19 protein-coding genes are annotated in these 20,713 nt (G+C 68.1%); 8 read left to right on the top strand and 11 right to left on the bottom strand.

Annotation, left to right across the window (positions count from 1 at the left end):
* Positions 1 to 241 precede the first annotated feature (241 nt).
* The 4 genes from panE to JI752_RS13625 all read right to left on the bottom strand — a co-directional run bounded on the left by panE (position 242) and on the right by JI752_RS13625 (position 3,767).
* On the bottom strand, positions 242 to 1,183 hold the full coding sequence (panE, locus tag JI752_RS13640; protein ID WP_216964958.1) for a 2-dehydropantoate 2-reductase: 942 nt from the start codon (positions 1,181 to 1,183) through the stop codon (positions 242 to 244).
* Between the two features lie 76 nt (positions 1,184 to 1,259).
* The gene (locus JI752_RS13635; protein WP_216964956.1) at positions 1,260 to 1,763 is read right to left on the bottom strand and encodes a hypothetical protein; all 504 of its coding nucleotides are present in this window, start codon (positions 1,761 to 1,763) and stop codon (positions 1,260 to 1,262) included.
* 169 nt (positions 1,764 to 1,932) lie between these two features.
* Positions 1,933 to 2,739, bottom strand: a complete 807-nt coding sequence (locus tag JI752_RS13630; protein WP_216964954.1) for an ABC transporter permease — start codon at positions 2,737 to 2,739, stop codon at positions 1,933 to 1,935.
* Positions 2,736 to 3,767 (bottom strand): ABC transporter ATP-binding protein, encoded by a 1,032-nt coding sequence (locus JI752_RS13625; RefSeq protein WP_216964952.1) that lies wholly within the window; start codon positions 3,765 to 3,767, stop codon positions 2,736 to 2,738. The genes JI752_RS13630 and JI752_RS13625 overlap by 4 nt, the downstream gene beginning before the upstream one ends.
* Positions 3,768 to 3,857: 90 nt before the next feature.
* Between JI752_RS13625 and JI752_RS13620 the strand changes: the two genes are divergently transcribed.
* The 5 genes from JI752_RS13620 to JI752_RS13600 all read left to right on the top strand — a co-directional run bounded on the left by JI752_RS13620 (position 3,858) and on the right by JI752_RS13600 (position 9,390).
* Positions 3,858 to 4,637, top strand: coding sequence for a ferredoxin--NADP reductase (locus JI752_RS13620; RefSeq protein WP_345777361.1), 780 nt, complete (start codon positions 3,858 to 3,860; stop codon positions 4,635 to 4,637).
* A complete protein-coding gene (locus JI752_RS13615) occupies positions 4,634 to 5,827 on the top strand; it encodes a hypothetical protein (RefSeq protein WP_216964948.1) in 1,194 nt (397 codons plus the stop codon). Before JI752_RS13620 ends, JI752_RS13615 begins: the two co-directional genes overlap by 4 nt.
* Before the next feature lie 86 nt (positions 5,828 to 5,913).
* On the top strand, positions 5,914 to 7,440 hold the full coding sequence (locus JI752_RS13610; protein WP_216964946.1) for an alpha/beta hydrolase: 1,527 nt from the start codon (positions 5,914 to 5,916) through the stop codon (positions 7,438 to 7,440).
* A gap of 4 nt (positions 7,441 to 7,444) precedes the next feature.
* A complete protein-coding gene (locus tag JI752_RS13605) occupies positions 7,445 to 8,191 on the top strand; it encodes an ATP-binding cassette domain-containing protein (protein ID WP_216964944.1) in 747 nt (248 codons plus the stop codon).
* Positions 8,188 to 9,390: an ABC transporter permease gene (locus JI752_RS13600; RefSeq protein ID WP_216964942.1), complete on the top strand. Its 1,203-nt coding sequence runs from the start codon at positions 8,188 to 8,190 to the stop codon at positions 9,388 to 9,390. The genes JI752_RS13605 and JI752_RS13600 overlap by 4 nt, the downstream gene beginning before the upstream one ends.
* A gap of 397 nt (positions 9,391 to 9,787) precedes the next feature.
* On the opposite strand, the gene JI752_RS13595 is transcribed toward JI752_RS13600, so the two are convergent.
* From JI752_RS13595 to rpmH, 7 genes are all read right to left on the bottom strand, one after another.
* Positions 9,788 to 10,834, bottom strand: a complete 1,047-nt coding sequence (locus JI752_RS13595) for an energy transducer TonB (protein ID WP_216964941.1) — start codon at positions 10,832 to 10,834, stop codon at positions 9,788 to 9,790.
* A gap of 92 nt (positions 10,835 to 10,926) precedes the next feature.
* The gene (gene ubiM, locus JI752_RS13590) at positions 10,927 to 12,201 is read right to left on the bottom strand and encodes a 5-demethoxyubiquinol-8 5-hydroxylase UbiM (protein WP_254200778.1); all 1,275 of its coding nucleotides are present in this window, start codon (positions 12,199 to 12,201) and stop codon (positions 10,927 to 10,929) included.
* Between the two features lie 87 nt (positions 12,202 to 12,288).
* A complete protein-coding gene (gene mnmE, locus JI752_RS13585) occupies positions 12,289 to 13,635 on the bottom strand; it encodes a tRNA uridine-5-carboxymethylaminomethyl(34) synthesis GTPase MnmE (protein WP_216964938.1) in 1,347 nt (448 codons plus the stop codon).
* Positions 13,625 to 13,753 carry a hypothetical protein gene (locus tag JI752_RS19455; protein ID WP_256448141.1) on the bottom strand — a complete coding sequence of 43 codons (129 nt, stop codon included), beginning with the start codon at positions 13,751 to 13,753 and terminating at the stop codon, positions 13,625 to 13,627. The genes mnmE and JI752_RS19455 overlap by 11 nt, the downstream gene beginning before the upstream one ends.
* Before the next feature lie 132 nt (positions 13,754 to 13,885).
* Positions 13,886 to 15,559: a membrane protein insertase YidC gene (gene yidC, locus JI752_RS13580; protein WP_216964936.1), complete on the bottom strand. Its 1,674-nt coding sequence runs from the start codon at positions 15,557 to 15,559 to the stop codon at positions 13,886 to 13,888.
* Between the two features lie 15 nt (positions 15,560 to 15,574).
* Positions 15,575 to 16,006: a ribonuclease P protein component gene (gene rnpA, locus JI752_RS13575; protein WP_216964934.1), complete on the bottom strand. Its 432-nt coding sequence runs from the start codon at positions 16,004 to 16,006 to the stop codon at positions 15,575 to 15,577.
* A gap of 57 nt (positions 16,007 to 16,063) precedes the next feature.
* On the bottom strand, positions 16,064 to 16,204 hold the full coding sequence (rpmH, locus tag JI752_RS13570) for a 50S ribosomal protein L34 (protein WP_027083663.1): 141 nt from the start codon (positions 16,202 to 16,204) through the stop codon (positions 16,064 to 16,066).
* Between the two features lie 526 nt (positions 16,205 to 16,730).
* Between rpmH and dnaA the strand changes: the two genes are divergently transcribed.
* The 3 genes from dnaA (at position 16,731) to recF (ending at position 20,655) form a co-directional block, all read left to right on the top strand.
* Complete coding sequence (gene dnaA / locus JI752_RS13565) at positions 16,731 to 18,062, top strand: chromosomal replication initiator protein DnaA (protein ID WP_216964932.1); 1,332 nt, start codon at positions 16,731 to 16,733, stop codon at positions 18,060 to 18,062.
* A 301-nt stretch (positions 18,063 to 18,363) separates the two neighbouring features.
* On the top strand, positions 18,364 to 19,464 hold the full coding sequence (gene dnaN / locus JI752_RS13560; RefSeq protein ID WP_216964930.1) for a DNA polymerase III subunit beta: 1,101 nt from the start codon (positions 18,364 to 18,366) through the stop codon (positions 19,462 to 19,464).
* 78 nt (positions 19,465 to 19,542) lie between these two features.
* A complete protein-coding gene (gene recF, locus JI752_RS13555; RefSeq protein ID WP_216964929.1) occupies positions 19,543 to 20,655 on the top strand; it encodes a DNA replication/repair protein RecF in 1,113 nt (370 codons plus the stop codon).
* Positions 20,656 to 20,713: the final 58 nt, after the last annotated feature.

Genomic DNA, 20,713 nt, shown 5'->3' with positions numbered 1-20,713 from the left:
GAATCCAGGGCCTCTTCACGCTTTGCCGGTAGCCTATGTTCGCAACCGTTGCGATCGATCACCCATTCGGACAGCTTGCTGCGAAAGCATGGAAAGTCCCTGGATTCCCGCCTTCGCGGGAATGACGATGAGGAAGAATTCAGCGGCAATAGAGTGCCCGAAGGAAGGATTACTCAGCGCCCCGAGCCTGGGTCCCGGCCTTCGCCGGGATGACGGTGCGGGTGAGGGCACATAGGCGGCATCACGCCTTGTTGAGCGATGCCTCATACGCCTGCAAATGCACCCACGCCGTCGCCAGCAGCGGCGCGTGCAATCCCGCCGCTTCCGCGCGCAGGTGCATGTCGCCGACGATCTGCAACGCCTCCACGGGCTGCCCGGCTTCCAGATCGCGCAGCATCGACGCTTTCAACGGCGAGCCCGAAGCCGTCAGCGTGGAAAGCGCCGTCTGCTGCGCCTGCGCGTCGATCGGCTCGCCTTCTGCGGCAGCCACTGCGACGCATTCGGCATACAGCGCGCGCATGAACGCCTCACCGCCCTCGCTGCCATTGATGCGGCCCACCGGCGCGCGCATCAGGCAGGTGGCCGCGGCGAGCGTGGCGAGGAAGGTGAACTTGCTCCACTGCTCGCGGGCGATACGTAGCGAACGCACGTGATCGACGTGCGCACCCGCGCACAGCGCTGCGAACGCCGCGGTGCGTGCGCTGTCGGCCTCGCCCGAGCGCTCGCCGAAGGTGATCGAGGCCGGCTGTCCGAGGTGTCGAACTTCGCCCGCGGCGCCCTTCATCGCGCTGATGAAACACAGACCGCCGACCACGCGATCGGAACAGAAGCGCGCATCCAGCGGTGCGTAATGGCGCAGGCCGTTGAGGATAGGCAGAACCCACGTGCCCTCGCCCATCGCAGGCGAGATGGCCTCCATCGAGCTGTCCAGGTCGTAGGCCTTGCAGCTCAGCAGGACCATGTCGAACGGGCGCGCCGCCGCGAGCGAAGGCAATGCATCGGCCGTGGTGTGCGCGACGCGCAGGTCGGCGTCGCCAAGCGGACTGCGCAGTTGCAGGCCATGCGCATCCAGCTGCGCCGCACGCGCGGGGCGTACGAGGAAGGTGACATCCGCGCCGGACTGGGCCAGGCGCCCGCCGAAGTAACCGCCGGTGCCGCCGGCACCGAGCACGAGCACGCGCATGCAAACTCCGTCCGCAAAAACCTGCGTGCACGTTACCGCAAAAAGTGGCGCCCGCTTGCGCGGACGCCACCGGGTTTCACGCGCCCTTGATCGCGCCGAGGAAGGAAGGATCCTTGATGATCTCTTCCACGTTGAGCTTGATCGTCTCGTTCAGCGCGCCGAACACGTTGGCGAACTTGTTGGTGTTGCGCTGCGTGTTCTTGACCTGCTCGTACACCACCTTACCGGCGGCATCCTTGACGGTGTAACGCACACGCAGCGTCCAGTCGACGCTGTAGCCCAGGTCGTCGATGAGGAACTCCTCGATGTTGCCGGACAGCACGTTGCCTTCGGTGCCGACCTTCACCCCGACGAAGCGCAACTCGGAAAACACGGCGTCCCGCATGATGACCGAGACGTCCTTCTCGAAGTAGATGTTGCCCATCGCGGTGTTGCGCACCTGATTCGGCTTGACCTTGCCGGCCTGCGCCGGTCCATAGCCGAAGGCGGTGACCTGCGTGGTGCCTTGCGCGGTCAGGACCGAGCTGGGTGCGTAGTTGATCGGCACCGTCGCCGTACAGCCGACCAACAGGCTGCTCACGAACACAGCCGCCAGAATTCCCTTCAAGTTCATACCTCTCCCCCTGTGATGGATCGCGGCAATTGGCGACCGGGCATGCATGCCCCCGCCCGGGCCGGGGCCCGCGCATTTCCCCCGCGCCTTTGTAGCCGAAGCGTCCCGGCGCGGGCAATGGAGAGGAAGCAGGGCCTCAGCTGCGCAGGCCGACCCCGCGCTTGAGCAGCCACAGGCCCAGCGCACTGAGCGCGGCCACGAAGCCGAGCATCAGGCTGTACGACACCCACAGCGGCACGTCCGACACGCCGAGCAGGCCGTAGCGGAACGCGTTGACCATGTAGAAGATCGGGTTGGCATGGGTCAGCGCCTCGGCCCACGGCGGCAGCAGCTTCACCGAGTAGAACACGCCGCCCAGGTAGGTCAGCGGCGTGAGGATGAAAGTCGGCACGATGGCGATGTCGTCGAACTTCTTGGCGTACACCGCGTTGACGAAGCCGGCCAGCGAGAAGATCGTCGCGCCCAGCAGCACCGTGGTGAAGGTGACGAACGGGTGCGGCATGCTCACGCGCGTGAAGAACATCGAAATGATCAGCACGATGACGCCGACCATCAGGCCGCGCAGCACCGCGCCGGACACGTAGCCGGTGAGGATCACCCAGCTCGGCATCGGGCTGACCAGCAGCTCCTCGACGTGGCGGCCGAACTTGGCGCCGAAGAACGAGGAGGAAATGTTGCCGTAGCTGTTCTGGATCACGCTCATCATCACCAGGCCCGGGACGATGAAGTCCATGTACTTGATGCCGTCCATCGTGCCCACGCGCGAGCCGATGAGGCCGCCGAAGATCAGGAAGTACAGCGTCATGGTGATCGCCGGCGGCACCAGCGTCTGGCCCCAGATGCGCAGGATGCGGTTGACCTCGCGGCGCACGATGGTGCCCAGTGCGACGAGGTTGCGCTGGGCGTTGGAAATTTCCGTGGTGGTCTGCGTCATGTCGTTCATGCCACCTGCTCCGGCGGCGTCTGCGAGGTGCTGTCCTGCGCGTTCTCGCCGGTGAGGCGGACGAACAGTTCTTCCAGCCGGTTCGACTTGGTGCGCATGGAGCGCACGCGGATGCCCGCATCGCCCAGCGCGGCGAACACGCGGTTGAGGTCCATCGCGCGCGGCATCTCGATGTCGAGCGTGTGGTCGTCCGTGGCGGTCAGCGTCGTGCCCTCGATGACAGGCAACTGCGCGGGCAGCGTGCCGTCGATGTCGAGCAGGAAGCCTTCCACGTCGAGCTTGGCCAGCAACGCCTTCATCGGGCCCTGCTCGACGATGCGGCCGCGGTCGATGATGGCGAGGTTGCGGCACAGGCTTTCCGCTTCCTCCAGGTAATGCGTGGTGAGGATGATCGTCGTGCCGGCGGCGTTGATCTCCTTCAGCGTCTTCCACATGCCGCGGCGGATCTCGATGTCCACGCCCGCGGTGGGTTCGTCCAGGATCAGCAGACGCGGCTGCGTCATCATTGCGCGCGCGATCATCAACCGGCGCTTCATGCCGCCGGAGAGCGTGCGGCTCATCACCGTCGCCTTCTCCCACAACTGCGCGCGCTTGAGTTCCACTTCGGCGCGCTCGATCGCCTGCGCGCGCGGCACGCCGTAGAAGCCCGCGTAGTTCACGAGGATGTCGAGCGGCTTTTCGAACATGTTGAAGTTCAGCTCCTGCGGCACCAGGCCGATCAGGCGCATCGCCGCATCGCGGTTGCGCGCCAGGTCGACACCGAAGATGGAGACCGAACCTTCGCTGAGGTTCACCAGCGAACTGACGATGCCGATCAGCGTGCTCTTGCCGGCGCCGTTGGGGCCGAGCAGGGCAAAGAAATCGCCAGGGGCGACGTCGAGCGAAACGCCCTTGAGCGCCTGGACGCCCTTCTTGCCGGCGCCGAGGTCGTAGGTCTTGCGCAGGTCGCGCACGGAAAGGGCGGGAGCGGTGGGGACCGCACCGGTGTGCGCGGAAACGTGCGCAGGAACAGGGGTTGCCGGGGTCATTCGAGAGGGCCTGCGCCGCGGCCTCGCGGCGATAGACGGTAGTATAGGCGCCCGCGCGTGGCCACTCCGGCCACAGACTGTTGCAGCTTCATTGGTACCGCCGTGGCCATCCAGCACTTCCCGCTCAAACTCGTCTCCCGCCGCATGCTGGCCCCCAGCGTGGGCCACTACACGTTCGTGCGTGACGACGGGCAGCCACTGGATTTCATCCCCGGCCAGTTCATCCAGGTGCATTTCCAGTACGCCGACGGCGCCGCGACCAAGCGCAGCTATTCGCTGGCGACCATCCACGAGCACGCGCTGGGCCCGGGCGAGGCGGTGGAGATCGCGGTGAGCTACGTGCCCGGCGGCGCGGCGACGGCGCTGTTCGAGGGACTGGAGGACGGCGGCCGCGTCGATGCAAGCGGTCCGTTCGGGCGCTTCTGCCTGATGCCGGGCGACACCAATGCGCGCTATCTGCTGATCGGCACCGGAACCGGCGTCACGCCGTATCGCGCGATGCTGCCGCAGCTGGAAGCGCTGATCCGCGAGCGCGGCGTGCGCGTGGTGCTGCTGTTCGGTGCACGCAACCCGGAAGAACTGCTGTACGGCGAGGAGTTCCGCGCCTTCGCCAACAAGCACCCGGAGCACTTCCGCTTCGTGCCGTGCTTCTCGCGCGAGCTGCCGGCCAAAGGCTCGCCGCATGCGCACGAGGACGTGCGCCGCGGCTACGTGCAGCAGTTCCTGGATGAGTTCGGCCCGAACGCGACCGACGACATCGCCTACCTGTGCGGCAACCCCAACATGGTCGATGCCTGCTTCGAAGCGTTGAAGGGCCACGGCCTGCCGGTGCCGCAAGTGCGTCGCGAGAAGTACGTCAGCAGCAAATGAGCCAGGCCCCGGCCGACGCGATGGATCGCGAATCGGGGCCGGTGCCGTGGCCCGGGGCCGAACCCGTCGTGGTTCCTCGCCGGCACTGGCGATGGTGGAAGTTCGCTTTGTGGTTGTTGAGCGCCGGCCTGTCGCTGGCGCTCATCACCGGCGCGTCCTACCTCAAGGACGGCGAAGTCCTCACGGTGCTGTTCCTTCTGGTGCCGTCGTACTGGTTGCACATCGTGCTGCACGAATCCGGTCACGCGCTGGCCGGCATGGCGTGCGGCATGCGCCCGATCGCCTTCGGCATCGGCGCGTTCCGTTTCGAACGCGGCCTGTCCGGCTGGCGCTGGCGCCATGGCGGCGCGATCGCCGGCGTGGGTGGCTTCGCGATGCTGCTGCCGGCCGGTGGACGCGGCCATCGTCGTCGCGATGCCGCCTTGTACACGCTGGGTGGTCCGCTGACGACGCTGGCCGTGACGGTCGCGGCGATCGCGATGGTGTCGTCGATGGAGATCCCTTCGGCGTCGCGTGCGTTCTTCCTGGCCATCGCCGTGATCGGCGTTCCCGGTGTCGCCGTGAACCTGATGCCCCTGACGGTCCACGGCTGGCAGAACGACGGCCGCCTGCTGCTGGACCTGATGCTCGGACGTCCGAATGCCCTGGTGGCGCAGCGTCTGCGCGCGGCCGCCGCGCTCTCGCTCGCCGGCGTGCGGCCCCGCGACTGGCCGGCCGACGTGGTGCCCTTCGATATCCCGGACACTGGCCCGCTGCGCGCCAATGCGTTGCTGATGCACCTGGGATGGGCCGACGATGCAGGCGACCGCGCGTTGGCGGATCGCGCCGCGGCCGCGTTGGCGGATGGCTTCTGGACGGCACCGGCCGCGCTGCGTCCGCACCTCGCGCTCGCACTTGCGGGACATGCCATTCGCTCCGGCGATGGCGGCGCGGCGCGCGCATGGCGGCCTTACTGCGACGGCGGCCTGCTGCATATGGGCGCCGGACGCGCGTGGCTCGATGCCGCGCTGGCCGTCGATGCGGGAGAGTTCGAGGCGGCTTGCGTCGGCGTCGCATTCGCGCGGCTGGAGGTGGCGCGAATGCATGACATCGCCGGCGCGCGGATCCTGGCCGAGCACCTCGACGCGCTGGACGTGCGCATCCAGCGCGCGCGAAGCAGCAGCGTGCAACCCGCGCTGCCCACCACGTAAGCTCGGCACTGCGATGGCGGCAGGCGTTCCCGCCGCGCCGTCGCTCTGTCACGCTTGCTCGGCAGCCGTCCATCGCAGAGGAACGAATGCACGTCCATCCCTCACGCATCGCAGCGCTCGTCGCGGCCTGTTTACTCGCCGGCTGCGGCGGGACGGCGCCGGGCGACTCCGCGAAGTCCACCGATGCCGCGATCCGGCATTTCGGCTCCATCGCATTCGAACCCTGCACACTCTCCAGCCCGCTGGCGCCATCGAGCATCGACGCGCAATGCGCGCGCTTCGACGTGCTCGAGGATCCGCAGCAGCGCGACGGCCGCAAGATCGCGTTGAACATCGCGTGGCTGCCCGCGAGCGACAAGGGCAGCACCGCGCCTGATCCGGTGTTCTTCCTCGCCGGCGGGCCGGGGCAGGCGGCGACGGAGTATGCCGCCGAGATCGACATGGCCCTGCGCGAAGTGCGCAAGCACCGCGACATCGTGTTGATCGACCAGCGCGGCACGGGCAGGCTCAGCCCGCTGGTGTGTCGCGATGCGAACGGCCGCGAGCTTTCGCTGTCCACGCAGGACGAAGCCGACGCCGATGCCATCGCCGCCTACGCCGCGCGTTGCGCACAGGCGCTGCAGGACAAGGCCGATCCGCGTCTGTACACCACCACGCAGGCGGTGTCGGACCTGGATGCCGTGCGCGCGGCGCTGGGCGTGGAGCAGGTGAACCTCGTCGGCGTTTCCTACGGCACGCGCGTGGCGCAGCAGTTCGCCGCGCGCTTCCCGCGTCATACGCGTTCGCTGGTGCTCGACGGTGTCGCGCCGAACGATCTGGTGGTGGGCGGCGAGTTCGCGCGCACCTTCGAGCGTGCGTTGGAGTTGCAGTCGGCGCAGTGCCAGTCGCTGCCCAGTTGCAGCAAGCGCTACCCGCGCGATCTGCGCACGCAGCTGCGCGGGCTGAAGACGCGCCTGGAAACGGCGCCGGTGCAGGTGGAGTTCCGCGATCCGGCCACGGCGCAGAAGCGGCGCGATACGCTCACCGCCGATACCGTCGTCGGGCTCACGCATCTGTTCTCGTACATGCCGCAGATGATGTCGTTGATGCCGGTGGTGATCGACGAGGCCGACCGCGGCGAGTACGCGCCGCTGATGGCGCTGGCGCAGCTGGCCACGCGCAGCATGGACGGGCGCATGTCGCGTGCGATGCAGTGGTCGGTGATCTGCGCCGAAGATGCCGATCGTTTCCATCCGGACCCGAAGGATGCCGATACCGTGCTCGGCGCGGAAACGGGTCCGTCGTTCTTCGCTGCCTGCAAGGCGTGGCCGCACGGCACGCGTCCGGCGGATTTCGACACGCCGCTTCGTTCCAACGTGCCGGCGCTGTTGCTGTCGGGCGAGATCGATCCGGTCACGCCGCCGGCCTATGGCGAGCGCGTGCTGAAGGGTCTGCCGAACGGCCGCCATTTCGTGCTGCGCGGCCAGGGCCACAACGTCGGCGCGGTGGGATGCCTGCCCAAGCTGGTGGGCCAGTTCATCGAATCGCTCGATGCGAAGTCGCTCGATGCGCGCTGCCTGGATTCGATCGGCTACGTGCCGCCGTTCACCGGGTTCAACGGATGGGAGCCGTGACCGCATGATCCTCGCCCAGGACCTGCACAAGACGTTCAAGACCCGCACCGGGCCCGTGCGCGCCGTCGATGGCGTGCACTTCGAGGCGCGCGACGGCGAGATCACCGGCCTGCTCGGCCCCAACGGCGCCGGCAAGACCACGACCCTGCGCATGCTCTACACGCTGATGACGCCCGATGCCGGACAGGTGCTGGTGGACGGCGTGGATGCCGCGCGCGATCCGGCCGCAGTGCGGCGCGCGCTCGGCGTGTTGCCGGACGCGCGCGGCGTGTACAAGCGCCTGACAGCGCGCGAGAACATCGCCTACTTCGGCGAGCTGCACGGCATGTCGAAGCAGGCCATCGCGCAGCGCACGCAGGTGCTGGCCGATGCGTTGCAGATGCACGACATCCTGGATCGCCAGACCGAAGGGTTCTCGCAGGGCCAGCGCACCAAGACCGCGATCGCGCGCGCCCTGGTGCACGACCCGCGCAACGTGATCCTGGATGAACCGACCAACGGCCTGGACGTGATGACCACGCGCGCGATGCGCGGGTTCCTGCAACAACTGCGCGAGGAAGGACGCTGCGTGATCTTCTCCAGTCACATCATGCAGGAGGTGGCGGCGCTGTGCGATCGCATCGTGATCATCGCGCAGGGCCAGGTCGTCGCCTCCGGCACCGCCGATGAGCTGCGCGCGCAGACGGGCGAGTCGAACCTGGAGGACGCGTTCGTCAAGGCGATCGGCTCGGACGAGGGCCTGCACGCATGAGTGCGACGACGACCCGCTCGGGAATGTTCGCCGCGATGTGGGCGGTGATGCGCAAGGAGCTGCGCGACATCTCGCGCGACCGGCGCACGCTGGCGCTGGCGCTGTTTCTCGGGCCACTGCTGTATCCGGCGCTGATGATCGGCATGAGTTCGCTCGCCGAATCGCGCGCACGCACGCAGCTCGACAGCGTGCTGGAGGTGCCCACCGTCGGCATCGAACGCGCGCCGAACCTGGTGGCGTTCCTTGCCACGCAGGGCATCCGCGCGGTGAAGGCGCCGGAGGACGTGGACGCGGCGATCGTGCGGCAGGAAGTGGACGTGGCGTTGCGCATCGATCCGGACTACGGCAACGACTGGCGCGCGGGCAAGCCGGCGCTGGTGGAGATCGTCTCCGATACGACGCGTCGCGACAGTGAGATTCCCGGCGCGCGCGTGCGCGCCGCATTGGCGGCGTACCGCGATCAGGTCGGCGCGCTGCGGTTGCTGGCGCGCGGCATCGATCCGTCGATCACGCGCGCCGTCAGCGTGGGCAGCCGCGACCTGGCCAGCGAGGACGCCAAGCGCGGGCTGCTGCTGTCGGCGATCATGCCGTACCTGCTGATCCTGCTGTCCTTCATCGGCGGCGCGCACTTGATCATGGACGCCACCGCCGGCGAGCGCGAACGTCAGTCCATCGAACCGTTGCTGGCCACGCCTGCTTCGCGTGGCGCCATCGTCAGCGGCAAGATCGCGGCGGCGTGTGCGATGGGACTGCTCTCGCTGGTGCTGACGTTGCTGGCATTCAAGATCAGTGCGCAGATGGGCACGGGCGTGGGCCGCATGTTCGATGTGAGCTTCACCGCGATCGGCCGCATGCTGCTGGTGCTGCTGCCGATGCTGTTCATCGGTACCACGCTGCTGACGTGGTTGTCGGCCGCGGCCAAGAGCATGAAGGAAGCGCAGAGCCACATGACCTGGCTGATGCTGCTGCCGATGATTCCGACGATCGCGCTGATGGTGAATCCGGTGAAGACGCAGCCGTGGCAGTTCATGGTGCCCTTCCTCGCGCAGAACCAGATGCTGCTGAAGGTGATCCGCGGCGAGGTCATCGACCTGCGCACCTGGGCGATTTACCTGGGCACGGGATTCGCCGTGGCGGCGCTGCTGTGGTTCGCGGCGGTGCGGCGTTATCACCAGGAGCGGTTGGCGATCTCCGGGTGAGACCAAGCGCTTGCGCGGGTGAGACCAAGCGCTTACGCGGCGCTGCCGCGTGCTTGGCCGGACGACCGGCCATGGATGGCCGGGCCGGGCTGTCCGGGGCCGGGTGCGTCGCGCCATGGACGGCGGCAGCCTCCTGTTCGAAGTTGCTTCACCACGCGGCAGCAGATGGTTTCCAGCTTGCGCTGGAATGACGGTGGCAGGGCCCATGGCGAAATGCCCGGACGTTGCGGGCCTGGGTCCCGGCCTTCGCCGGGATGACGTTTAGGGGGCTTCGCCGCTAACGCGGAATGCGCACAAAGAAAAAGGCCCGGCTTGCGCCGGGCCTTCCCTTGCAACGTGCTTCGCGGAGCGCCCGCGGTGAGCGTCAGTCCCCCAACCTTCGCTCGCCGCGCGGCGATCAGCTCTGCGGGTTGAAGCCGATGGTACGGCGCGTGGTGACCGGTGCATCCACCGGCTGGAAGCGCCACTTGCGCACGGCGTTGACCGCTTCGCGGTCGAAGATGCGCGCCGGGTTGGAACGCACCACGCGCGCGGCCGTGACCGAGCCGTCGGTGCCGACGGTGAACTCGACCTGCACCTCCCCCGAGGTGCCGGCGCGGAGTGCTTCCGGCGGATAACGCGGCGGCGGCATCGACAGCGGACGCAGGTCGCTGGCATCCGCGGTGGCCGGCGTCGCGGCGGCCTGGCGGGCGGCGGCGGCACGGGCGTCGGCGGCGCGCTGTTCGGCAGCGCGGGCCTCGGCGGCACGCTGCTGTTCGGCGGCGCGGTCGGCGGCGGCCTTGTCGTCGGCCTGCTTGCTGGCGGCCTGCTGCGCGGCGAGCTGCTTGGCGGCGTCTTCCTGCTGCTTCTTCTGGTCTTCCAGGCGCTTCTTCTCGAGTTCGACCTTCTTCTTGGCCTCTTCCTCGGCGGTCAGCTGCTGCTGGGCCGCACGCTTGGTCGTCGCGTCCTGCTGCGCGGCGATGCTGGTCTTCAGTCGGGCCAGGGCCGGATGCTGGGCATCGGCCTTCTCGAGCAGGGCGGCCAGTCGCTGGGCTTCGATGAAGTCCTCACGATTGACGCTCTGTTCGATGGCGATGACCGTCATCGGCAGCAGGTCGGTGAGTGCGCTGGAGACCGCGGCGTCCCCCGGCGCCTTGTCGCGCAGCGCCAGGTAGTACTCGACCGCGTTGTCCTCGGCCGGTGCGTACAGGCGGTTCTCCGCGTAGGCCTTGCGGGCGGCCTCGCGCAGCTGGTCCGCGGTCAGGGCCGACACCTTGGCCGATACCGCGGTTTCCGCGGTTACCGCGGGAGCGGCCGCCGTGGCGACCGGTGCAGCCGCGCCTTCCGGTGCGGGCTCTTCTTTCTGGCAGGCGGCCAGCGCGCAGCACAGGGCAAGCGCGACGGACAGCTGCGATACGACAGACAATCGGCGCGCACGCCGGTCTTGTGGATTAACGAACGTCATTGGCAAAGCTCCCCTGAAGTGCGCCGTCACGAGCACACGGGCACTAGATCGCGTGAGCGGCCCATGTTTGTCAAGCGAACGACGCCTTGAGCCTACCATCGGTCGGCCGCTCGTGGCCGGCCATCGCCCTGTTCAGTGCGGTCATGGCGTCCTGTAACGCGGCTTCCGGCAGGGTCCCGATCGGCCAGCAACGCCGCCAGCAGACGCCGGAATGGCGGAAAAGAAGCGCTGGCGCGCAGCACCCCGGCGCGCAGGGCGCGGGCCGGGGGGCGATCGTCGGTAAACAGCCCGACGACGCCGCGCGTGGCCAGATGCAACGGCGCGGTGGCCCGGCGATGGCCCCGGTCGTAGCGGTCCAGCAGCGCGGATGCGCCGGGATCGGCGCCGCTGGCGGCCGCATTGCGCAATAGCCCCGCGAGCCGTTCCACGCCGAGCAGCCCCAGGTTGAATCCGTGCGCCGTGACCGGATGCATGCCGACGGCGGCGTCGCCCACCAGCGCCACGCGCGTGGCGGCGAATCGCGTCGCCCAGGCGCCGACCAGCGGGTAGACGTGACGCGTGCCGACCTCCGAGACGGCGCCGAGCCGGCCATCGCACCGGCGCTCGATCTCCGTGGCGAAGGCCTCGTCGTCCAGCGCCTGCACAGCGCGCATCTGCGCGCCCGGCAGGGTGAGCACGATCGACGAGCGGCGGCCTTCCGGTGCGGCTCGACCCAACGGCAGGCGCGCGAGCGTGTGGCCGTGATCGAACCATTCCCAGGCGATGTCTTCGTGCGGTCGCTCGTGCGTCACCCGACACACGAGCATGGAACGGCCGAAGTCGTGCATGCGCGTGGCGATGCCCAGGGCGCGACGCGTCTCGGAGAAACGACCGTCGGCGGCGACCAACAGGCGGGAGGCGAACACGCGCCCGTCGTCGAGGCGGACCCGGGCGGTCGCGGCGTCGGTGTCGACGGCGGCCACACGGACGCCGGCCCGCAATTCGACATCGGGCGAGGCGGCTACGCACTCGAACGCCGCCGCGCGAATCGCGTGGTTCGGCACCAGCCAGCCGAGCGGGTCGGCGCCGGGATCGGAAGGGCCGATCTCCAGTGCGTCGTGGCTCGCGCCGTTGAACACGCGGGCCTGGCGCAGCGGATGCGTCTGGTCGGCCGGCAAGCGATTCCACAGCTGCAACCGTTGCAGGAAACGCACCGATCGCTGCGTGAGGCCGATCTCGCGGCCGTCGAACGCCGGCGCGCGCAATGCGGCTTCGGGCTCGCGGTCCAGCACGGTGATGCGCAGGCCGGTCCCGGAAAGCGCGCGGGCCAGGCACAGCCCCGCGGGGCCGGCGCCGATGATGGTTACGTCGGTGTCGATGGTCTGCATGTCGCACTCGCGCGGGGAACCGGCCCGCACTGTGCGCCCGCGTGGGTTGCCGGTGCCTTGATCCGCGTCAAAGCGCCCGGGCGGGCCTCATTTCCCGATGCAGAAGCTGGAGAAGATGTGGCCCAGCAGATCGTCGGCGTGGACGCGGCCGGTGATTTCGCCGAGCGCGTCGTGCGCCAGGCGCAGCGATTCGGCGGCGAGGTCGAGTGCTTCACGGTCCAGCTCGACGCGGGCCTGGGCGAGGTGTTCGCGCGCGATGGCGAGCGCGTCGACATGGCGCGCGCGTGCGGTGAAGGCACCTTCGCCCGCCTCCTCCGCATTGCCTTGTGCGAGCTGGCGCAGTTTCGCGTGCAGCGCGTCGATGCCGGCGCCCGTGCGCGCGGACACCTGCAGTGCATCGGGCTCGCCGGGCGCAACGGTGTCGAGCAGATCGGCCTTGTTGTGGATCCACACGCGCAGCGGCACGTCGGCGATGGCGTCGGCAACCGCCGCGCGACCGCCGCCCGGATCGCGTGCATCGAGCACGACGAGGGCGAGGTCGGCGCGCTGGAGTTCACCGCGTGCGCGGCGCATGCCTTCGCGCTCGATCGCATCACCGCCGTCGCGCAGGCCGGCGGTGTCGACCAGGGTGAGCTCGACGCCGTCGATGCGGATCGTCTCGTGCAGCAGGTCGCGCGTGGTGCCGGCGATGTCGGTGACGATGGCGCGGTCGCTGCCGGCGAGCACGTTGAGCAACGAACTCTTGCCGGCATTGGGCGGGCCCACGATCACCGCGTGGACACCGTCGCGCAGGCGGCGGCCGCGTTCGGCCGCCTTGAGCAGTTCCTCGAGCGCGAGCGTCGTGTCGGCCAGGCGCGCGCGCAGCTGGGCGCCACCGAGGGTGTCGATGGGTTCGTCGGCGAAGTCGATCGCGGCTTCGACATGCACGCGGATCGCGAGCAGTTCCTCGCCGATGGCGTCCACGCGGCGCGAGAACTCCCCGTCCAGCGCGCGGCGTGCCGCACGCGCGGCGCGCACGTCGGCGGCGGCGATGAGATCGGCGACGGCTTCGGCCTGGGCGAGGTCGAGGCGGCCTTCGAGGAAGGCGCGCTCGCTGAATTCGCCCGGTCGCGCGCGGCGTGCGCCGAGCGCGACGCAACGCGCGACCAGCTCGTGCAGCACCGCGGGACTGCCGTGCGCCTGCAGCTCGACCACGTCCTCGCCGGTGTAGCTGGCGGGCGAGGCGAAGAACAGCGCGATGCCGTCGTCGAGGGTCTCGCCCTGCGCATCGTGGAAGCGGACGTAGTGCGCCTGGCGCGGCGTGAGCGCGCGGCCGGCCACGGCTTCGGCGATGGTGCGCGAACGCGGACCCGACAGCCGCACGATGCCGACACCGCCTGCGCCCGGTGCGGTGGCTATGGCTGCGATGGTGTCGCGGTGTGCATCAGTCGGCATTGGGGTCGGGGTACTCCGTGAGGAATCGGCGTGCCTGGTCCATCGATTCTTCATCCTCGAAGACCATTTCGTGCAGCCAGTCGTGCGGGTTGGGCCGTCCTTCGAACGGGTGATCCATGCTGTTACTCCGGATGTGAGTAACAGTTCTTTTATCGCCCGGATCCGCCGACCAAAGTTAGAACAGCTTCGGCCCGCAAAAAAGAAGCCCGCCTTGCGGCGGGCTTCCATCTTCACTGTCCAGTCCGGACGATCAGGCCGCCTTGGCCGGCGCGTCGCTGTACTTCTTGATCATCCACCACTGCTGCAGCAGGCCCAGCGCGCCGTTGGTGACCCAGTACAGCACCAGACCGGCCGGGAAGAAGGCGAACATCACGCCGAACACCAGCGGCATGAACTGCATCATCTTGGCCTGCATGGGGTCCATGCCGGTGGTCGGGTTGAGCTTCTGCGTGAACCACATCACCGCGACGTTGATGATCGGCAGGATGAAGTACGGGTCGCGCGAGGTCAGGTCGGTGATCCAGCCGATCCACGGCGCGTGGCGCAGTTCCACCGACTCCGACAGCATCCAGTACAGCGCCAGGAACACCGGCATCTGCAGCAGGATCGGCAGGCAGCCGCCGACCGGGTTGATCTTCTCTTTCTTGTACAGCTCCATCATCGCCATCTGGAGCTTCTGCTTGTCGTCGCCGTAGCGCTCCTTGAGCTGCGCCATGCGCGGCTGGAACTTGCGCATCTTCGCCATCGACTTGTACTGCGCGGCCGACAGCGGGTACATCGCCAGCTTGATCAGGAACACCAGGCCGACGATCGCCCAGCCCCAATTGCCGACCAGACCGTAGATCTTCTCCAGCACCCAGAACAGCCAGCCGGCGATGGTGGCCATCACGCTGAAGCGGCTGAAGTCGATCGCGCGGTCCAGGCCCGGCACGTTCTGCGCTTCGATCGCCTTGACCAGCTTCGGGCCGACCCACAGGCGCGCGGAGGTTTCCACCGACTTGCCCGGCTCCACGGTGAAGGCCGGGCCCTTGGCGGAGATCGTGTACCGGCCGTCGGCCTGGCTCAGCGAGAACAGCGCGGCCTGGTCGGGCTGCGGGATCCAGCTGCTGAAGAAGTGGTGCTGGAGCATGCCGATCCAGCCGCCGGTGCTCTGCTGGTCGAGCGGACCGTCGCCGGCGAAGTCTTCGTACTTGCGGCGGTCGTACTTGTCGGTGGTCGTGTACCACGCGGCGCCTTGGAAGCTGTACTGCTCGGCGCTCATCGGGCCCTTCTTCACCAGCGCGCGCGGGACGCGGCTGAGATCGCGATAGACGTATCCCTGCCACGGCGCGGTGCCGGCGTTGACGACTTCATCCTTGATCTTCACCACGTAATCGCCGCGGGTGAAGGTGAAGGTGCGGCGGATGGTCACGCCGTTCGGGCCGTTCCACACGAACGGCACGGAGACGTTGCGCTCGCCCTGCGCGAGGGTGAACTCGCGCGCGGCGCCTTCGGGCACGAACACCGAGCGCGTCGCCGCAGGCCCCTGCTCGATCCAGCCGCTGCGGGCAACGAAGAAGTTGGTGGCGTCGTCCGCGAACAGGCGGACCGGCGGGCTGTCGCGGTCGGCCGTCATCGGGAACTTCAACAGATCGGCCTGGCGCAGTTCGCCGCCGTCCATGACGACCTTGAGCACGTCGGTGGTGACCGTCACCGTGGGCACGGCCGCCGTGGCGGATGCGGCGGGCGTCGCCGCGGGCAGCGCGCCGGATGCGGACGGAATCGCGCCGGTGCCATCGGCCGCGGCGGGAACGGGCCCGCCGGCGACGGCGGTCGTCGTCTGGGCCTGGACCGGCGGGGCGGCCTTCTCCTTGCCCCACTCCATCCACAGCAGGGTCGCCACCATCAGCCAGGCGAAGATCAGGAAGACACGGGTCTGGTTCATGGGCGACAGGCAGGCTCAGCCGCGATCAACGTGCGGCGCAGGGGCGGAAGGGGAAGCGGCCGGCATTGTGCCGGGCGCGGGTGACAGGGGCAACGCGGCGGGCGTGAGGGCCCCGCTGCGCTGGAGCAGACCCTGGAAGGCGGCCACGAGTTCCGGGCCGCTGGCGGCGCGTGCGGCCGGTCGTGCGACCACGACGTAATCACCCGCGGCGAGCTGGTCGCGCAGGTGACGGAAGGTATCGCGTAGGACGCGCTTGATGCGATTGCGGCCGACGGCGTGAGGATCGACCTTGCGCGACACGGCCAGTCCCAGGCGTGCGGGCACGTCGCTGGCTTGCCAATGCAAAGCCAGCACGGGCAGCGCAACGCGCCGGCCGTGCTGGAAGATGCGGTCGAAATCGGATCGCGCGCGGACCCGCGCGCTGCGCGGGAAGCGGGCCGACGTCATGAAGCGTTACCGGCGAGGGGCCGGTGGGCTGCTGCCGTGAAACGGCAGCGGCGGCGCTCAGGCGGTGAGACGCTTGCGGCCCTTGGCGCGACGACGGGCAAGAATCTTGCGGCCATCGGCGGTCGCCATGCGGGCACGGAAGCCGTGGTCGCGCTTGCGCTTGAGGTTGCTGGGCTGATAGGTGCGCTTGGTGGCCATGGTCCGGCTCTGCGTAAACGACGTAAATGGACCGCGGATTCTAGCGGGCTTTGGACAATCCGGTCAACCCGGCGTCCGGGCCGCAACGTGCGGGCACGGCGCGGGTGCGCAGTGTACCGGGGATTCGTGCGACCCAAGGGGAACCGCGCAGGGCAACGCCATTCGTCGGATTGCGCCACGAAACAACATGCCGACGCGGCATCTCGATCGGAACGAAGGGACCCAGCCCCCTGAGTCAGGGGGCGCTTCGCGCGCAGCGCGGAGCGGGGTCTGGGAGTGCGGGCATGGGGCCCAAAGTTCGCAACGCGAACTTTGGGGGCGCAGCCGGCGGAGCCGGCCGCGCCTGTGGACTACCTGTTAACGGACCTGTGGACAAGTCCTGTTCCGCGCCCGGTCGCGGTGTTAGTCTGGCCGCCACCCCCCGACCCGTTCGCCGCGATTCGTACATCGCGCGGCGGGATGCTTTTCGCCGTGGTTTGCCGGCGCTTCGTCGCCGGTCGCTCAAGAGAAGAAGATTTCCGAACCGATGGATGCCTGGCCCCGCTGCCTCGAACGCCTTGAAGCCGAACTCCCGGCCGAGGATGTCCACACCTGGCTCAAGCCCCTGCAGGCGACCCAGCGCGATGACATGACGGTGCTCTACGCACCCAACGCTTTCGTCGTCGAACATGTGCGCGAACGCTACCTCTCGCGTATCCGCGAGCTGCTGGCCTACTTCGCCGGCAGCGGCGAGGTGAGCCTGGAGATCGGTTCCCTCCCGCGCGCCGCGCCGCCCGCGCCGGAGCCGGCCGCACTGGTCGCGCCCACCACGCGTGCCGTGCCGAGCGAGCCGTTCAACGGCCACCTCGACAACCACTACACCTTCGAGAATTTCGTCGAGGGCCGAAGCAACCAGCTCGGCCGCGCCGCCGCCTGGCAGGCCTCGCTCAAGCCGGGCGACCGCTCCCACAACCCGCTGCTGCTGTACGGCGGCACGGGCCTGGGCAAGACGCACCTGATGTTCGCCGCCGGCAACGCCATGCGCGCGGCGAACCCGAAGATGCGCGTGCTCTATCTGCGCAGCGAGCAGTTCTTCAGCGCGATGATGAAGGCGCTGCAGGACAAGACCATGGACGCGTTCAAGCGCCAGTTCCAGCAGGTCGACGCGCTGCTGATCGACGACATCCAGTTCTTCGCCGGCAAGGACCGCACGCAGGAGGAGTTTTTCCACACCTTCAACGCGCTGTTCGACGGCAAGCAGCAGATCATCCTCACCTGCGACCGTTACCCGCGCGAAGTCGAAGGCCTGGAGCCGCGCCTGAAGTCGCGCCTGGCCTGGGGCCTGAGCGTGGCGATCGAGCCGCCGGACTTCGAGACGCGCGCGCAGATCGTGCTGTCCAAGGCTCAGGAGCGCGGCGCGCACATTCCCGAGGAAGTCGCGTTCCTGATCGCCAAGAAGATGCGCAGCAACGTGCGCGATCTGGAAGGTGCGCTCAACACGCTTGCCGCGCGCGCCAATTTCACCGGCCGCGCGATCACGGTGGAGTTCGCCCAGGAAACCCTGCGCGACCTGCTGCGCGCACAGCAGCAGGCCATCGGCATTCCCAACATCCAGAAGACCGTGGCGGACTACTACGGCCTGCAGATGAAGGATCTGCTGTCCAAGCGCCGCACGCGCTCGCTGGCGCGCCCGCGCCAGATGGCGATGGCGCTGGCCAAGGAACTGACCGAACACAGCCTGCCGGAGATCGGCGACGCCTTCGCCGGCCGCGACCACACCACGGTGCTGCATGCCTGCCGTCAGATCCGCACGCTGATGGAGACCGACGGCAAGTTGCGCGAAGACTGGGACAAGCTGATCCGCAAGCTCAGCGAGTGAGGTCGAAGCGGTCGCAGCGCAAAGCGGCGGCCGCCGATACATACTTATCCCCGTTCGCGCGGGGCAAGCCGTGTATGGTGCGGGCACAAGTTGTGGACAGTTTCGACATCGCGCCGGTGCGCTAGAGTTGTCCACAGTTTGTCCGCTGGTTGCAGGGCCAGTTCTACCGAAGTTTCAACAGCAATAAAAATCTTGGTAATCAATAGCTTGGGGTGGTTTTCCCGGATTTTCGGCGACACCATCACCACCATGCTTTTGATTTATTCCACATACTTAGTAATGGCACGGGGACGGGGTCCGCATGCGTTTTTCCCTTCAACGCGAAGTCTTTCTCAAGCCGCTCGCTCAAGTCGTCAACGTCGTCGAGCGCCGCCAGACCCTGCCGGTGCTGGCCAATCTGCTGGTACAGGTGAAGGACGGACAGCTCTCGCTGACCGGTACCGACCTGGAAGTGGAGATGGTCTCTCGCGTACTGGTGGACGACGCGCAAGACGGCGAGACCACGATCCCGGCACGCAAGCTGTTCGAGATCGTTCGTGCCCTGCCCGACGGCAGCAAGGTCACCGTCTCGCAGTCGGCGGAAAAGATCACCGTCCAAGCGGGACGTTCGCGCTTCACGCTGTCGAGCCTGCCGGCCAATGATTTCCCGTCGATCGACGAGGTCGAGGCCAACGAGCGCGTCCGCGTGCCGGAAGCGGCACTGAAGGAACTGATCGAGCGCACCGCGTTTGCGATGGCGCAACAGGACGTGCGCTACTACCTCAACGGGTTGTTGTTCGACCTGCGCGAGTCCTCCCTGCGCTGCGTGGCCACCGACGGCCATCGCCTGGCGCTGTGCGAGTCGCCCCTGGAAAACGGCGGCCAGACCAAGCGCCAGCTGATCGTGCCGCGCAAGGGTGTGCAGGAACTGCAGCGTCTGCTGGAAGGCGGCGAGCGCGAGGTGGAACTGGAGATGGGCCGTGGCCATCTGCGCGTGAAGCGGGACGATGTCACCTTCACGAGCAAGCTCATCGATGGCCGTTTCCCGGATTACGAAGCGGTGATTCCGATCGGCGCCGACCGCGAGATCCGCATCGACCGCGAAGTGCTGCGTGCGTCGCTGCAGCGCGCTGCGATCCTGTCGAACGAGAAGTACCGCGGCGTGAGGCTGGAAGTCTCGCCGGGCCAGCTGAAGATCAGCGCCCATAACCCGGAGCAGGAAGAGGCGCAGGAAGAAGTCGAAGCCGACACCCGAGTCGACGACCTGGCGGTGGGCTTCAACGTGAACTACCTCCTCGACGCGCTGAGCGCGCTGAAGGACGAGCACGTGGTCATCGCCCTGCGCGACGCCAACTCCTCGGCCCTGGTGCGGGAAGCCGCTAACGATCGCTGCCGCCATGTCGTGATGCCGCTACGCCTCTGACGCGACGTTTCACGTGGAACATCGACGCCCGGCCTTGTGCCGGGCGTTTTGTTTTGTCGCTCCGCTAAACTGGGCCCAATGCACGTCACCCGACTCGAGCTGCGCCAACTGCGCCGTTTCCAGGAAGTCCGCCTCGATCCCGCCCCTGGCCTGAACCTCATCACCGGCGACAACGGCGCGGGCAAGACGTCCGTGCTCGAAGCCCTGCATCTGATGGCCTACGGCCGCAGTTTCCGGGGGCGCGTGCGGGATGGCTTGATCCGGGCGGGCGAACCGGGCCTGGAGGTCTTTGTCGAATGGCAGGAACGTCTGGGAGCGCTGTCTTCAACGCCTTCAGGCGCACGGACGCGCCGCGCGGGCCTTCGACATACCGGGCAGGAATGGACCGGCCGGCTAGACGGAGCCAGCGTCGGCCAGCTGGGCGACCTCTGTGCGGCCTTGGCAGTGGTGACCTTTGAGCCCGGGAGCCATGCGCTTATCACCGGCGGTGGTGAATTCCGCCGGAGGTACCTCGATTGGGGACTGTTCCACGTGGAACATGACTTCCTGTTGATCTGGCGGCGCTACAACCGTGCACTCAAGCAGCGCAACGCGCTCCTGAAGGCGCGGGCCCGCGATGCACAGCTTGATGCCTGGGATCATGAGCTGGCAGAAGCCGGCGAGCCGCTGGGCCGCTTCCGCGAGCGCTACCTCGATCTCCTCCAGCCCCGGTTCGAAGCCTTGCTCGCCGAGCTGGCCCCGGCGTTGGGCCTGAGCCGGATGGAGTACATCCCGGGCTGGCGTCGGGACGAGATGTCGTTAGCCGACGCGCTCCTGCTGGCACGCGACCGCGACGTGGCCTCGGGCTTCACCAGTGTCGGCCCGCACCGTGCGGATTGGCGGGTCGTGTTCGGTGCCCTTCCCGGCCGGGAGGCCCTGTCGCGCGGGCAATCGAAGCTGACCGCCCTGGCCGCCTTGCTGGCGCAGGCGGAGCACCACGATGCGGTGCAGGGCGAATGGCCGGTGGTGGCGCTGGACGACCTTGCATCCGAACTGGATCGCCACCATCAAGGTAGGGTCCTGGCTCGCCTCCAGGCCAGCGGCGCGCAGGTGTTCATCACCGGCACCGAGCGCCCACCGGGGCTTTCGATGGATACGCCGATTCATATGTTCCACGTGGAACAAGGCGCAGTCGTCGCCGTTGAATCCTGATCCATCCCTCCCGACTGCTGGGTCAACCAGCGTCCGGAGTCCGACTGCTATACTCTCA

Source organism: Lysobacter sp. MMG2, from assembly GCF_016735495.2.
In the GTDB taxonomy this organism is placed as follows: domain Bacteria; phylum Pseudomonadota; class Gammaproteobacteria; order Xanthomonadales; family Xanthomonadaceae; genus Lysobacter_J.
The sequence above is the reverse complement of the archived record's forward strand: the minus strand, read 5'-3'. Positions and strand labels throughout refer to the sequence as shown.

What these genes read in the sequence shown, in the direction of transcription:
- panE (WP_216964958.1), bottom strand. Translation starts at nt 1,183, where the DNA reads ATGCGCGTGCTCGTGCTCGGTGCCGGCGGCACCGGCGGTTACTTCGGC.
- JI752_RS13630 (WP_216964954.1), bottom strand. Translation starts at nt 2,739, where the DNA reads ATGAACGACATGACGCAGACCACCACGGAAATTTCCAACGCCCAGCGC.
- JI752_RS13625 (WP_216964952.1), bottom strand. Translation starts at nt 3,767, where the DNA reads ATGACCCCGGCAACCCCTGTTCCTGCGCACGTTTCCGCGCACACCGGT.
- JI752_RS13615 (WP_216964948.1), top strand. Translation starts at nt 4,634, where the DNA reads ATGAGCCAGGCCCCGGCCGACGCGATGGATCGCGAATCGGGGCCGGTG.
- JI752_RS13610 (WP_216964946.1), top strand. Translation starts at nt 5,914, where the DNA reads ATGCACGTCCATCCCTCACGCATCGCAGCGCTCGTCGCGGCCTGTTTA.
- JI752_RS13605 (WP_216964944.1), top strand. Translation starts at nt 7,445, where the DNA reads ATGATCCTCGCCCAGGACCTGCACAAGACGTTCAAGACCCGCACCGGG.
- JI752_RS13600 (WP_216964942.1), top strand. Translation starts at nt 8,188, where the DNA reads ATGAGTGCGACGACGACCCGCTCGGGAATGTTCGCCGCGATGTGGGCG.
- JI752_RS13595 (WP_216964941.1), bottom strand. Translation starts at nt 10,834, where the DNA reads ATGACGTTCGTTAATCCACAAGACCGGCGTGCGCGCCGATTGTCTGTC.
- ubiM (WP_254200778.1), bottom strand. Translation starts at nt 12,201, where the DNA reads ATGCAGACCATCGACACCGACGTAACCATCATCGGCGCCGGCCCCGCG.
- mnmE (WP_216964938.1), bottom strand. Translation starts at nt 13,635, where the DNA reads ATGCCGACTGATGCACACCGCGACACCATCGCAGCCATAGCCACCGCA.
- JI752_RS19455 (WP_256448141.1), bottom strand. Translation starts at nt 13,753, where the DNA reads ATGGATCACCCGTTCGAAGGACGGCCCAACCCGCACGACTGGCTGCAC.
- yidC (WP_216964936.1), bottom strand. Translation starts at nt 15,559, where the DNA reads ATGAACCAGACCCGTGTCTTCCTGATCTTCGCCTGGCTGATGGTGGCG.
- rnpA (WP_216964934.1), bottom strand. Translation starts at nt 16,006, where the DNA reads ATGACGTCGGCCCGCTTCCCGCGCAGCGCGCGGGTCCGCGCGCGATCC.
- rpmH (WP_027083663.1), bottom strand. Translation starts at nt 16,204, where the DNA reads ATGGCCACCAAGCGCACCTATCAGCCCAGCAACCTCAAGCGCAAGCGC.
- dnaA (WP_216964932.1), top strand. Translation starts at nt 16,731, where the DNA reads ATGGATGCCTGGCCCCGCTGCCTCGAACGCCTTGAAGCCGAACTCCCG.
- dnaN (WP_216964930.1), top strand. Translation starts at nt 18,364, where the DNA reads ATGCGTTTTTCCCTTCAACGCGAAGTCTTTCTCAAGCCGCTCGCTCAA.
- recF (WP_216964929.1), top strand. Translation starts at nt 19,543, where the DNA reads ATGCACGTCACCCGACTCGAGCTGCGCCAACTGCGCCGTTTCCAGGAA.